14 protein-coding genes are annotated in these 12,500 nt (G+C 28.9%); 10 read left to right on the top strand and 4 right to left on the bottom strand.

What is annotated here, in order from left to right; all coding sequences use genetic code 11:
• Window positions 1-17: 17 nt before the first annotated feature.
• From AAQM_RS08560 to AAQM_RS08530, 7 genes are read left to right on the top strand one after another with little or no spacing between them, the layout of a single operon-like run.
• On the top strand, window positions 18-2,819 hold the full coding sequence (locus AAQM_RS08560; protein ID WP_129095939.1) for a molybdopterin-dependent oxidoreductase: 2,802 nt from the start codon (window positions 18-20) through the stop codon (window positions 2,817-2,819).
• A 10-nt stretch (window positions 2,820-2,829) separates the two neighbouring features.
• A complete protein-coding gene (gene fdh3B / locus AAQM_RS08555; protein ID WP_128987198.1) occupies window positions 2,830-3,423 on the top strand; it encodes a formate dehydrogenase FDH3 subunit beta in 594 nt (197 codons plus the stop codon).
• Between the two features lie 8 nt (window positions 3,424-3,431).
• Entirely contained in the window at window positions 3,432-4,391 is a 960-nt protein-coding gene (locus AAQM_RS08550; RefSeq protein WP_129095940.1) for a cytochrome b/b6 domain-containing protein, read from the top strand.
• Window positions 4,388-5,218, top strand: coding sequence for a formate dehydrogenase accessory sulfurtransferase FdhD (fdhD, locus tag AAQM_RS08545; protein ID WP_129095941.1), 831 nt, complete (start codon window positions 4,388-4,390; stop codon window positions 5,216-5,218). The genes AAQM_RS08550 and fdhD overlap by 4 nt, the downstream gene beginning before the upstream one ends.
• On the top strand, window positions 5,211-5,627 hold the full coding sequence (locus AAQM_RS08540; RefSeq protein ID WP_129095942.1) for a ModE family transcriptional regulator: 417 nt from the start codon (window positions 5,211-5,213) through the stop codon (window positions 5,625-5,627). Before fdhD ends, AAQM_RS08540 begins: the two co-directional genes overlap by 8 nt.
• Window positions 5,624-6,604: a cysteine desulfurase gene (locus AAQM_RS08535; RefSeq protein ID WP_129095943.1), complete on the top strand. Its 981-nt coding sequence runs from the start codon at window positions 5,624-5,626 to the stop codon at window positions 6,602-6,604. The genes AAQM_RS08540 and AAQM_RS08535 overlap by 4 nt, the downstream gene beginning before the upstream one ends.
• A gap of 20 nt (window positions 6,605-6,624) precedes the next feature.
• Window positions 6,625-6,861 (top strand): hypothetical protein, encoded by a 237-nt coding sequence (locus AAQM_RS08530; protein WP_129095944.1) that lies wholly within the window; start codon window positions 6,625-6,627, stop codon window positions 6,859-6,861.
• Between the two features lie 24 nt (window positions 6,862-6,885).
• On the opposite strand, the gene AAQM_RS08525 is transcribed toward AAQM_RS08530, so the two are convergent.
• The gene (locus AAQM_RS08525) at window positions 6,886-8,169 is read right to left on the bottom strand and encodes an NAD(P)/FAD-dependent oxidoreductase (RefSeq protein ID WP_129095945.1); all 1,284 of its coding nucleotides are present in this window, start codon (window positions 8,167-8,169) and stop codon (window positions 6,886-6,888) included.
• Between the two features lie 11 nt (window positions 8,170-8,180).
• Window positions 8,181-8,477: a c-type cytochrome gene (locus AAQM_RS08520; protein WP_128987191.1), complete on the bottom strand. Its 297-nt coding sequence runs from the start codon at window positions 8,475-8,477 to the stop codon at window positions 8,181-8,183.
• A gap of 141 nt (window positions 8,478-8,618) precedes the next feature.
• On the opposite strand from AAQM_RS08520, the gene AAQM_RS08515 reads away from it, so the two are divergent.
• Window positions 8,619-9,893 (top strand): Y-family DNA polymerase, encoded by a 1,275-nt coding sequence (locus tag AAQM_RS08515; RefSeq protein WP_129095946.1) that lies wholly within the window; start codon window positions 8,619-8,621, stop codon window positions 9,891-9,893.
• 43 nt (window positions 9,894-9,936) lie between these two features.
• The gene (locus AAQM_RS08510) at window positions 9,937-10,242 is read left to right on the top strand and encodes a monooxygenase (RefSeq protein ID WP_129095947.1); all 306 of its coding nucleotides are present in this window, start codon (window positions 9,937-9,939) and stop codon (window positions 10,240-10,242) included.
• Window positions 10,243-10,260: 18 nt separating this feature from the next.
• On the opposite strand, the gene AAQM_RS08505 is transcribed toward AAQM_RS08510, so the two are convergent.
• Window positions 10,261-11,229, bottom strand: a complete 969-nt coding sequence (locus AAQM_RS08505; protein ID WP_129095948.1) for an aldolase catalytic domain-containing protein — start codon at window positions 11,227-11,229, stop codon at window positions 10,261-10,263.
• A 67-nt stretch (window positions 11,230-11,296) separates the two neighbouring features.
• Window positions 11,297-12,103 (bottom strand): ribonuclease HI, encoded by an 807-nt coding sequence (locus AAQM_RS08500; protein WP_129095949.1) that lies wholly within the window; start codon window positions 12,101-12,103, stop codon window positions 11,297-11,299.
• A 232-nt stretch (window positions 12,104-12,335) separates the two neighbouring features.
• Here AAQM_RS08500 and AAQM_RS08495 point away from each other — a divergent pair, with 232 nt between their 5' ends.
• A complete protein-coding gene (locus tag AAQM_RS08495) occupies window positions 12,336-12,482 on the top strand; it encodes a hypothetical protein (RefSeq protein ID WP_164967072.1) in 147 nt (48 codons plus the stop codon).
• The last annotated feature ends 18 nt before the right edge of the window (window positions 12,483-12,500 follow it).

Here is a 12,500-nt window from a genome sequence, read left to right as displayed (position 1 = left end):
ATTAAAAGGAGGATTTAATGGAAATGCTGAAAAGCTTTGGAAGAAGAAGTTTTCTTAAGATGGCTTCACTTGCAACAGCAGTAACAGCAACATCTGCCTTTGCAAGTACAGAAAAAGTTTTAAGAAATGCAACAGAAGAAGAGGTTAGAAACCCTTTCCCTGGTTCAAAATTGATTAAGACTATTTGTTCGCATTGTTCAGTTGGTTGTGGTGTTATCGCTGAAGTTCATAATGGTGTATGGGTTAGACAAGAAGTTGCTCAAGACCATCCAATTAGTCATGGTGGACATTGTTGTAAAGGTGCTGATATGATTGATAAAATCAGAGCAACAAATAGATTACAATATCCTATTGAAAAAGTAGCTGGAAAATGGAATAGAATCTCATGGGATGATGCTATGAGTAAAATTACTGATAAGTTAGTAGCTTTAAGAGAGAAATTTGGTCCAGATGCAATTCAATTTTTAGGATCTGCAAAAGTAAGTAATGAGCAAGCTTATTATATTAGAAAATTTGCAGCAATGTTTGGAACAAACAACATAGATCACCAAGCTAGAATTTGACATAGTCCAACAGTTGCCGGTGTGGCAAATACATGGGGTTATGGAGCTATGACAAATCATTTAGGTGATATGCAAAACTCAAAAGCAATTATAATTATGGGTGCTAATCCTGCTGCGAACCATCCTATTGCTATGCAACATATTTTGAAAGCAAAAGAGCAAAATGGTGCAAAAATTATAGTTGTAGATCCAAGATTTACTAAAACTGCTGCTAAAGCAGATCTTTATTGTAGAATCAGAACAGGTACAGATATAGCATTCCTTTACGGAATTATTAGACTTATTAGAGAAAATAATTGGTACGATAAATCATTTATTGAACAAAGAGTTTTTGGAATGGATGATATTTTCAAAGAGTGTGAAGAGTATACTCCTGAGCACGTAGAAGATATAACAGGATGTCCTAAAGAGATTTTAATTCAAGCAGCAACAGCTTTTGCAAGTGCAAAACCAGGATGTTTAATTTGGAATCAAGGATGGACACAGCATACAATTGGTTCATCAAATACAAGACTTGGTTCAATCATGCAATTATCTCTTGGAAACCTAGGAAAACCAGGTGGTGGATGTAATATTTTAAGAGGTCATGATAATGTTCAAGGTTCAACTGATATGGGTTGTCTTGCTGATACATTACCAGGATATTATGGATTAGCTGAAGGTTCATGGAAATACTTTGCAAAACAATGGAAAGTTGATTATGAATGGTTAAAAGGAAGATTTAAAGCTCCTGAAATGATGCAAGCAAAAGGTAATAGTTTATCTTTATGGATTCATAATGTTGTTGATGATGCAAATGCTAAAAATAACGCAGGAACTCCTTTAAAAGCATTAGTTTGTATTGGAAATGGTATTTCAACTATTACTCAAACACATAAAGTAAAAGAGGCTTTAGATAATTTAGAATTAGTTGTATTTATTGATCCTTATGTAAATGATGCTGCTGTTATTACAACAAGAAAGGATAATATGTTCTTATTACCTGCTGCTTCACAAGTTGAAACAGAAGGAACAGTTGTAAATACTTCAAGAATTGCACAATGGAGAACTAAAGTTGTTGAGCCATTATATGAATCAAGAACTGACCATGATATTTTATTTGACTTTGCAAAAAGAATGGGATTCTATAATGAATTTATTGCAGGTATGGGTAAAGGTGATAAATTTACTTGGCCAGAAGATGCAACAAACGAAATTGCAAAAGCATTAAAAACTATTGGAATGCAAGGAAGAACGGCTGAAAGAATTAAAAAACATCAAGAAAATTGGCATCTATTTAACTCTACTTCATTAAAAGGAAGAGGCGTAACTGAAAAAGAGTATTATGGATTACCTTGGCCTTGTTGGGATGAATCACATCCTGGAAGCCCAGTTTTATATAATATTAATTTACCAGTTTCTCAAGGTGGTATGGGATTTAGAACAAGATTTGGTGTTGAAAGAGATGGAAAAAGCTTGTTAGCAGCTGATGGTTCTGCACCTGTTGGTTCAAGAATCAAAGGTGGATACGATGAGATTACAGCTAAAAATATTGAAGAATTAGCAGGAATTACTTTAACTGAAGATGAGAAAAAATTAGTTGAAGGTAAAAACTGGAAAAATGATGATAGTGGAATTTTAGTAAAATATGCACTTCAAGCGGGACTTGCTCCTTATGGAAATGCACGTGCAAGAACTATTGTTTGGGAATTTGTTGATCCAATTCCAAAACATAGAGAACCATTACACACATTTAGACCAGATTTAGTATCTAAATATCCAGCAATCAAAGATAAACTTAACCACTTTAGAGTTGATGTTAGATATGAAAGTGAACAAAATGCACAAGATTGGTTGAAAGATTATCCAATCAATATTGTTTCAGGAAGACTTGTTGAACATATGGGAACAGGAACAGAAACAAGAGCATCTAAATATTTATCAGAACTTTCAGGTGAAATGTATGGAGAATTACATCCAACTTTAGCTGGAAAACTTGGACTTAAAGATAATGAAATGATGTGGGTTTATGGAACTGGTGGAGGAAAAATCAAAATTAAATGTAAATATAGTTTAAGAGTAGATGAGAATTCAGTGTTCTTACCTCAAAATTTCTCAGGAGTTTGGAGTGGTGAAAGTTTAGTAGATAGATATCCTGCACAAACTGCACCTTTTGGACTTGGTGAAAGTTCAAACCAAGTTACAAGTTATGGTTACGACCAACAGACTTCTTGTCCAGAGACTAAATGTTCTTTGGTAAGAATAGAAAGAGCATAGGAGAGTAGTTATGAGTAAAACTGTAGATTTTTCAAAAATGAAATTTTATTGTGATGAAAACTTATGTATTGATTGTAATGGTTGCGTTGTAGCTTGTAAAGAGGCTCATGAAGTTCCAGTTGGAGTTAATAGAAGAAAAGTAATCACTGTGAATGAGGGTGTTGTAGGTAAAGAAATCTCTTTATCTATGGCTTGTATGCATTGTAGTGATGCTCCTTGTCAACAAGTATGTCCAACAGATTGTTTTTACATTAGAACAGATGGTATTGTTTTACATGATAAAGATAAATGTATAGGTTGTGGATATTGTCTATTCGCTTGTCCTTTTGGTGCTCCACAATTCCCAAGGGATGGTGCATTTGGAACAAAAGGAAAAATGGATAAATGTACTATGTGTGCAGGAGGTCCTGAAGAGACAAACTCTCCTGAAGAGTTCCATAAATATGGACAAAATAGAATTAGTGAAGGTAAAGTACCTATGTGTGCAGCTATGTGTTCAACAAAAGCCTTACTTGTAGGTGATGCTGATGAAGTTGCTTTAATAAAAACATATAGAGCTACTACTCAAGGTAAGGGTATTGCCACTGATTCATACGGATGGTAGGAAATAATATGGAAAATAGCTCATTTTTTGAAAAAAATAAGGCATATATTTTCACTCTTCTTGGGCTTGGATTAGTAGGATTTGTATTTATTAATTTTCTAATGATTATAGATTGGGAATATTTAATAAAATATACAATTCATATAATTACAGGCGGAAATTTGGATGGAGTTATTACTCCTCCAGATTCTAATTATAAAGCTATGGTAAATGCAGCATTTGGACCAAATTATGAAGCAATTGCTCCTGAAATTATCAGAGCAAGTAATGAAAGACAACTTTATATTTGGTGGGTTTTCGTAGCTGAAATTGCTATTTTTTGTGTAATGTACACAATTAGTGGAAGAAAAGAAGCTGTTATAAAAAATCCAAATGACCAAATAGAAGTATTTTCATTGTTTCATCGAACTATAATTTGGTTGAATGTTTTTATAGTTATTACTTTAATAATTACAGGATTCAACATAACTTGGAGTTTAAGAAGTGAGGGTGGATATATTCCATATATTTTACGTGGAACCCATGAAGTTACAGGGTTAGTATGGTTTCCTATATGGTTGTTAATGAGTATTATAGCTTTTAAAGATGTGAAATTATTATCAAAAAATAGTTTGTTAGCTAAACTTGTGTTACCAGGTCAATATAAACCTATGAAAAGAATTATTTTTATAGTATTTGTTGCTATGGGGGCAGGTTTATTAACAAGTGGTTTTTTAATTTGGTTTTTACATCCAGATGCATATACTCATGCACAATTTATTCAGTTTAAAAGAGCATTACTTTATGTTCATTTTGGGTCTAGTGTTTTAATAATGTTTTTCTTAATGGATTTTGTATATTCTGCTTTAGTTGCTGTAAAAGGTAATTTAAAAGGTTTAATTACAGGAAAATATCCAAGAGAACATTTAGAGCAACTTGCACCTGATGTATTGGCTGATATTGAAAATAAAAAAGGAAAAGTGGCATGACAAGAGCTATGAGAAGTGAAAACTTCTCCCTTTTTCATGATAATTTAGATGATTACACAAAAGAGATAATCGTAGAAAAATTTTATGAAGATGGGATGGAAGTAGTTGAAGATTATGTTATAAAAGAGGATAAAATAGAATTCTTTTTAAATGGAAATAAATTTTTATCAGTTATGAGTATCGCACAACATCAAGATGCACATATTTTAGGCTTTTTACTTAGTGAAGCTGTTATAAAAAGTTTTGATGATGTTGAATCAATAGTTATAAGTGAAGATGGATTAAAAGTTGAAGTAATTGCAAATGTTAGTGATGAGGGGTATGCAAATTTATTTAAAGAAAAAACTTTAACTTCAGGATGTTGTATTGGAGTTACTGGAAATGCTGAAAAAGTTTTTGATTGTTCATTTATAAATACTGATTATAAGGTAAGTGTAAAAAATATTTTATCAAATATGAAATTATTCAATACCTCTTCTAAGCTTTTTGATAATACAGGATGTGTTCATAAAGCTGAATTAGTATTAGAAGATGGTGAGATTTTTGTTGCTGAGGATATTGGAAGGCACAATGCTATTGATAAAGTTGTGGGACTTGCAAGTATAAATAAAAAAGATATTAGAAAATCTGTTTTATATGCAACTGGTAGATTATCTATGGAAATGGTTGTAAAATGTGTAATGCATAGAATTCCAATAGTTGTTTCAAAAGCTGCAGTTACTTTTCAAGGAATAAAATCAGCAAATGAACACGGAATTACACTTATTGGATTTGCAAGAGGAAATAAAATGAATGTTTATACTCATAGTGGAAGAATAGATGTCTAGTATAGATGATAATATAGTTATAAGTTTAGATGAAATTCAAAAAGAATTGTTATTAACAAATTTAGATGAAGATGGTAAATTATCTTGTCTGAAAGCTTTTAAAGTGGCAAGACTTATAGGTAAAAAACCCAAAGAAATGAGTACAATTACTAAAAGTATGGGCATAAGAATCACAAATTGTGAACTTGGTGTTTTTGGAAAATTAAGATTTCAAGACCCAAATATTCAAGTTTATAATAGATTAAAACAAAATTATATGGGACATAAAACTTTAGAATGCAAAGTGTTGTGGGATGAAGCAAAAAGATCTACTTTAAAAACAGTTGGTTCAACTGTAAAAAATAGTGATATTCAAGTTAGTCATTGCCAGCTTGGATGTTTTAGAACAAAAAATGGGAAAAAAGCTTGATAAGATTAAATACTCTTCAATACAATCCTTTGGATATAAATTTCTCTTTTGAAAAATATTCTTTAGATTCTTTATTATCAAATAGTAATTTTGAAGAGTTATGTATGGAATATAAAAAAAGTTTTAATTTCTCAAAGGTCAAAACTTTTTCTTTTTCAAAAGAGGGATTTTTAGGGCTTTTTTTAGAATTAAAAGGAAATATTGCTGTAAGTTATGGAGAATGTGAAGCTTTAATAAATGGTGCAAAGTTATATGAATCTTTTGGATTTGAAATTATTTGGATTGATTTAAATAAAGATGGAAAAATAAATTTATCTCAATTAGAAAACAAAAATATAGATTTTCTTTTCTTGTCTTCTTATGTTATGGATACTTTTATTATGACTTCTTTAAGTGATGTGAAAAAACTAACAACTGCTAAAATTGTTTCAAATGCAAGTGCTAATTTCTCCACTTTAAGTGATGCTATATATTTTGATAATTATAAACTAACAGGTTATAGTTTATCAGGTGTTTTACTTTTTGAAGAAGATAATTTTTTTGAACTTTTAAATATAGGTTTTATTGATACTCTTGCAGTTAAATGTTGTTTTGAAGCTTTAAAAACACAAAAATTTAATTTTGAGATGAAAGAAAAATTTCAAAAAAAATTAGAAGAGAAATTTAAAAAAGATTTATACTTTTTTGTAAACCCAAATGATACTTTGGCTTACTCTTTACATTTTGGCTTAAAAGATATAAAAGCAAGAGAACTTATAAGAACTTTAGCTTTAAATAAAATCTTTTTAACAAATGGAGAAGGTTGTTCATTGGGACTTTCTAAACCTTCAAGAATAATACAAGCTATGGGATATGATGAAATTACAAGTAGAAATTCTATACAAATAGCTTTTGTCGATTTTTTTAATGATAAAGAAATTGAGAAAATTGTAGATATAATCTATTTAAAGTATAAACAATTAAAATCTATTTCTTAGATTTATTTAAAGGATGAAAAATGAAAAAAATATTTTTTATATTGCTAATTGTAAATATATCTTTATTTGCATTAGAAGATTTTCAAGGATGTAAAGAACTAAAATTAAGTGAAGCAAAAAGTATTATTTCTTGTCCAAGTGGTGATTATGAAGTTACTTTTAATTTGGATAGAGATAAAAGAGATTTAATTGATGCTCCAACTATTGTAAAAATAGGTGAAGCACCTCAGAAGATAATTCAATATATCAACAAATAAAAGAGTTTAGAACTCTTTTATTTATTATTTAAAAATATCCGACATTTGGTTTTTATACCAACCAACTGCATATTCAGCCTCTTGCATTCTAATACCTTCATCAGCATAAGCAGGACTTAATCCTCCAGCACCTAAATCTTTTAAATCAGTTATTTTATCTTCTTGTGCTTCATAAACAGCAGCAATAGAGATTCCATAAGTAGGAGAAACTAAACTATAACAAGTATTAGCAAGTTTTGGAGGATTTACAACCGGTTGATTTGCTAAAATTCTTGAAATTTGTAAAGCAGCGATTTTAGCTTGAGAATTTGCAGAGAATCCAGATTTTGGCATAGGAGAAGCAACAGCTGCATCACCAATTACATAAATATCTTTTACAAGTTTAGATTCAAATGTTTTTGTATTTACTGGACACCAATCACCTTGTGTTAATCCTGAATCAAATGCTAATTTTCCAGCTTTTTGATCTGGGATGTAGTTTAACACATCTGCTTTTACTTCTTCATCTTCTGTTTTTACAACTCTATTTTTTGGATCAACAGATACTACTTTACCACCAAATTCAACACTTCTCCACTCAATAATATCTTTATAAAGTTTATCCCAACCTTCTTGGAATAATCCTTGTTTTGAGAATTTATTTTTTTGGTCTAAAATTATAATTTTAGAATTAGGTTTATTTTCTTTTAAATAATGAGCAACTAATGAAATTCTTTCATATGGTCCAGGAGGACATCTAAATGGATTTTGTGGAGCAACCATTACAAAAGTTCCACCATCTTTCATACTATGAAGTTGTTCTGTTAAAAGAACAGTTTGTTCTCCTGCTTTATATGCATGAGGTGCATATTTTTCAGAACCTTCAACATATCCTTTTTCATATTTAAAATCAATTCCAGGAGCAACAATAGCTTTTGTATATGGAATTACTTTTCCATTTTCTAAAATAACTGTATTTGTAGCACCATCAACTTTTTTTACTTTTTCATGCATTACAATAATATTGTATTTTTTTTCTAAAGTTTTATAGTCGTGTTTAATATAATCAATTTTATTCATACCTGCGATTACAGTATTACTAAATGGACAAGTAAAATACTCTTTATTTTGCTCTATTAATATAATTTCTGTATCAGGACTAAATCTTTTTATATATTTAGCAGCAGTAGCACCACCAAAACCACCACCAACAATTACAACTCTTTTTTTATTTGCTGGTAGAGAAACTTCAGTTATACCTGTACAAGCAGCTAAAGATAAAGCTGTTGTTCCTAAAAGTATTTTATTAAAACTTCTTCTATTTATCATGATATTATCCTTTATCTTTCAATTTTTGAAAAGAAATAAGCAATTTGCTCCAATTCTTCATCACTAAAACCTTTAGCATGTTTTTGCATCATAGTTTCAGTTCTTTTACCACTTTTATAGTCTAATAAAATTTGGTGTAAACTAGCTTTACCCATACCTGCAATAGACGGAGTAATTGCTTCAGATTTTCCATTTGTACCATGACAAGAAGCACAAGATAGAGATAACATTTCTCCTCGTACTGGATCATATTCAGCAGCATAAGACAGTCCAAATAGACACGCCATTAATAGTGCAATTTTTTTCATTTTCTCTCCTTTTGTTAGAACCTGTATAAACAAGAATATAATAATTTATTAATCTTAAAAATAGATAAATTATTTTTTTAAAAAATATTTCAAATTGTAATAAAATGAAGTGTATTTTTGTAATTTTGATAAAGTTTCATCATGTTTTTACACTTAGATATAGATTGTTTTTTTGTTTCTGCTCATAGAAGTATTGATGAGAGTTTATTACATATTCCAGTTGCGGTTGGAGGACGAAGCAATCTTAATATTTTTTCATCAAAAAAAGAAATTAGAGAAATATCTTCTAATAGTGGAGCCTTTGTTAGTAATATTCTTACAAACGAAGGAATGAAAAGTTTTAAAGAGTATTTTGTCGATGAAAACGGGAAAACAAGAGGAATAATAACTACAGCTTCTTATGAAGCAAGAGCTTTTGGAGTTAAAACAGCTATGAGTGTAAATGAAGCATTGTCTTTGTGTCCACACTTAAAAATGTTGGCTCCAAATTACCCTTTATATCACGAATTATCATCAAAACTAAAAGAGATTTTAATAAAAGAAATACCTTTAGTAGAACAGTTTTCAATAGATGAATTTTTTGGAGATGTTACAGGTTTTATCAATGAAAATGAAGTAGTAGAATTTGCATATTTTTTAAAGAAAAAAATAAAAGATGAGTTAAATCTACCCATTTCTATAGGAATTGCAAATACCAAATATCTTTCAAAATTAATAACTGAATATGCAAAACCAAATGGAGTAAAATATGTAAGTTTGGATGATATTCCAAATTTCATAAGAAATATTCCAATAGGTGAATTTCCTGGTATTGGTAAAGCTTTTCAAGATAGATTAAAAGGATATGGAATAAAAACTTTAGGTGATATAAAAAAAAATCAAAAGTTATTTTATTCTTGGAAAAAACCAGGAATTGATTTGTACAATCGTATTTGTGGAATTAGAGATAATAAATTAAGTGTTGAAAGAGAAAAAAAATCAATAGGAATAGGAAGAACTTTTGATGTAATTTTTGATAGAAATGAATTAAGAAGAAGAGTTATGATTCTTTGTAGATATTTGTGTTTTTTAATAAAAAAAGCAAATGTTAATCCTTTGACTTATGCTATAAAAATAAGATACGAGTATAGAATTAAATCAAAAAATTATATAAATGTAAATAGGATTTTTAATGAAATGGATTTTAAAAATGAGATGATAAAACTTTTTGATATAACAGATAATCATAAAACCCATGGAATAATACAACTAAATATAACAGTTTTGAATTTTGCGAAAGTAAATGAATATACTTATAATCTTTTTGAGTATGAATCTGATTTAAAAAAAAGAAATCTTACAAATCAGATGCAAAAATTAAGGGTAAAATACGGTATAGATATTGTAAAAAGTGGATTTGAGATTAAAGAGAAATAAAATCAATTTTAGAGTATATTTTGTAAAAAAATAGGAGTATTAAATGAGTTATATTTTACAGGTAGATTTTCCACATGATGGAATTTTTGGTGAAGAATTTTCTAAAGCTTTTGTTGATTTAGCAAAAGATATATCAAATGAAGAGGGATTACTTTGGAAAATTTGGACTGAAAGTGAAACTACAAAAGAAGCTGGTGGAATTTATTTATTTTCAAATGAAGCTGATGCAAAAAGATATTTGGAAAAACATACAAAAAGACTTGAGAGTTTTGGATATAAAAATATAAGAGGAAAAATTTTTAAAGTAAGTGAAGAGTTAAGCAAAATTACAAAAGCAAACTTTTTATAAAAAAGGGCAAAGCCCTTTTTAATCAACCATTAAAGATTTATAAAACTCTCTATATTTTGTATCTTTTTCATCTCTTGCTTTCATAGCAGCTCTTGGATGTTCATTTAGTTGACCTGTTAGCATATATGGAATACTATATCCCCAATCAAGCTCTTTTTCTAGTGGAACAATATACTCTTCGATAAATTTCAATACAGGCATAAGTTTGTATTTTGGATTTTTCAAAAAGCCAATTAGCAATTCAAGAGGACAGTTTCCAGCACCTCTTCCTAATCCTGAAATAGTAACATCTAAAAAGCTTGTTCCATAAATCATAGCTTCTAAAGTATTTGCATAAGCTAATTGAAGATTATTATGTGCGTGAATTCCAACTTTTTTACCATTTTCTTGGGCAACTTTTAGGTATTTTTCTGTTAATTTTTTGATTTGTTCAGGGTAAAATGAACCAAAACTATCAGCAATATAAATAACATCAACATTTGTTTTTGAAAGTTGTGATAAAACTTCATCTAATTCATCATCAAATGATTTTGAAATAGCCATAATATTTACAGTTGTTTCGTAACCTTTTGCGTGAGCATCTTCGATTAATTCAATAGCTGCTGGAATTTGGTGAATGTATGTTGCTATTCTTATCATATCAACAACACTTTCAGATTTTGGAATTAATTCTTCTTTTAAACTTCTTCCAATATCAGCCATAACAGCAATTTTCATATCAGTTTTATTTTCACCAACAATTCTTCTTATATCTTCTTCTTTACAGAAATTCCAAGGACCATACTCATCAACACTCATAATCGTAGGTGATACATTTTTCCCGATTTCCATATAATCAACCCCAGCAGCTACACAAGTTTCATAATGTGCTTTTACAAAAGCATCACTAAAATGGTAATTATTTACTAATCCACCATCTCTAATCGTACAATCAAAAACTTTGATATCTTCTCTAACTGTTAGTATTGAACCCTTTTTTTCAATCATCATTGTTCCTTGTTTTTTCTAAAAAATAATTAGTAATATAATATCTAAAAGCCACTCAAATCAATCTTTAATAAGATTTCATACTCAAAACTTCTTCTATCTTATTGTAAGAATAGAAAGCAAAATCCTTATTTTTAGCCTTTATTGTATAAACAGCCATTCTATCAGCTAGTTCATTTCCCTCAATTCCTGAATGACCTTTTACATGAATAATCTCTATTTTGTCTTTTAATTTCAAATATAATTCATGAGCTTCTTGGATTATTTCTAGATTTTTTATCTCTCCACCTTTTTTACTCCAACCGTTTTTTTTCCAAGAGTATGCCCAAGTTGAAATACAATCAATCGCATATTTTGAATCAGAAAATATAGAGATGATATTTTCACTAGAAGTTTGGGAAGCTATGATTAAAGCTTGATGTAAAGCATTTAATTCAGCTATATTATTTGTTCCTTCCTCTTCATAAGCTCCATATAATAAAACAGGATTTTTTTTGTTTGAATAAATAGCAAGTCCACTCCCTGCATTTCCAGGATTTCCTGAACATGCACCATCACAATAAATTTTTATATGTTCTTCATCATCATCTTTTTCTTCTATTTTTATCTCTTCTTTTTTAGGTGTATAAACTTTTGCTTTTATGTTATTAAATTTTAAAACCATATGATAATTTTTGATTATTTGCTCTTGAGCTTTTTGAGTTAAATCACCTTTTAAAAGCATAAGTAAATTAGCATCATTTCTTGAAACTTCTTTGTTTAATGCTAATTCTTCCCAATTTGAAGTTTCATCTAAATCTAAGATTTTTAGTTGTTCTTTATTTAAACTATTTTTATGAGAAATTAATTCTATAAAATCTTTATCTATTTTCATATATTTTTTCTTTATTTTTTAAATTTAAGAGAAGATTATACAAAAAATATATAAAGCTCTTGCTTTTAATATTTTATTGCGTTATACTGTTTGTCAATTAAGATGAATCGAGTTTCATCTGTTATTATGCCTTTTATTAATTCTCACACTTTTGATATTACTCATTTAGACAACAAGCTCACTTTTATCTTTTTAACTACACTTCATTAAATGAAGAAAAAAGGAAAACAATATGTCAATTACACATATAAAAACAAACAAAAAAATCGAAGTTTTATTAAGACTTTTAGAAAACAATGAAAGTTTAGAGGACGCAAGTTCTAAAGCTGGATTAAATATTGAACAAACAAAACTGATATTAAGTAATAATAAAAACTAATATATAAATTATTATTTT

This window comes from Arcobacter aquimarinus, from assembly GCF_013177635.1.
Lineage (GTDB): Bacteria > Campylobacterota > Campylobacteria > Campylobacterales > Arcobacteraceae > Aliarcobacter > Aliarcobacter aquimarinus.
The sequence above is the reverse complement of the archived record's forward strand: the minus strand, read 5'-3'. Positions and strand labels throughout refer to the sequence as shown.

Excerpts from the sequence above, each read along its gene's own strand:
- fdh3B (WP_128987198.1), top strand. The coding sequence starts at position 2,830 with ATGAGTAAAACTGTAGATTTTTCAAAAATGAAATTTTATTGTGATGAA.
- AAQM_RS08550 (WP_129095940.1), top strand. The coding sequence starts at position 3,432 with ATGGAAAATAGCTCATTTTTTGAAAAAAATAAGGCATATATTTTCACT.
- fdhD (WP_129095941.1), top strand. The coding sequence starts at position 4,388 with ATGACAAGAGCTATGAGAAGTGAAAACTTCTCCCTTTTTCATGATAAT.
- AAQM_RS08540 (WP_129095942.1), top strand. The coding sequence starts at position 5,211 with ATGTCTAGTATAGATGATAATATAGTTATAAGTTTAGATGAAATTCAA.
- AAQM_RS08530 (WP_129095944.1), top strand. The coding sequence starts at position 6,625 with ATGAAAAAAATATTTTTTATATTGCTAATTGTAAATATATCTTTATTT.
- AAQM_RS08525 (WP_129095945.1), bottom strand. The coding sequence starts at position 8,169 with ATGATAAATAGAAGAAGTTTTAATAAAATACTTTTAGGAACAACAGCT.
- AAQM_RS08520 (WP_128987191.1), bottom strand. The coding sequence starts at position 8,477 with ATGAAAAAAATTGCACTATTAATGGCGTGTCTATTTGGACTGTCTTAT.
- AAQM_RS08515 (WP_129095946.1), top strand. The coding sequence starts at position 8,619 with ATGTTTTTACACTTAGATATAGATTGTTTTTTTGTTTCTGCTCATAGA.
- AAQM_RS08510 (WP_129095947.1), top strand. The coding sequence starts at position 9,937 with ATGAGTTATATTTTACAGGTAGATTTTCCACATGATGGAATTTTTGGT.
- AAQM_RS08505 (WP_129095948.1), bottom strand. The coding sequence starts at position 11,229 with ATGATTGAAAAAAAGGGTTCAATACTAACAGTTAGAGAAGATATCAAA.
- AAQM_RS08500 (WP_129095949.1), bottom strand. The coding sequence starts at position 12,103 with ATGAAAATAGATAAAGATTTTATAGAATTAATTTCTCATAAAAATAGT.
- AAQM_RS08495 (WP_164967072.1), top strand. The coding sequence starts at position 12,336 with ATGTCAATTACACATATAAAAACAAACAAAAAAATCGAAGTTTTATTA.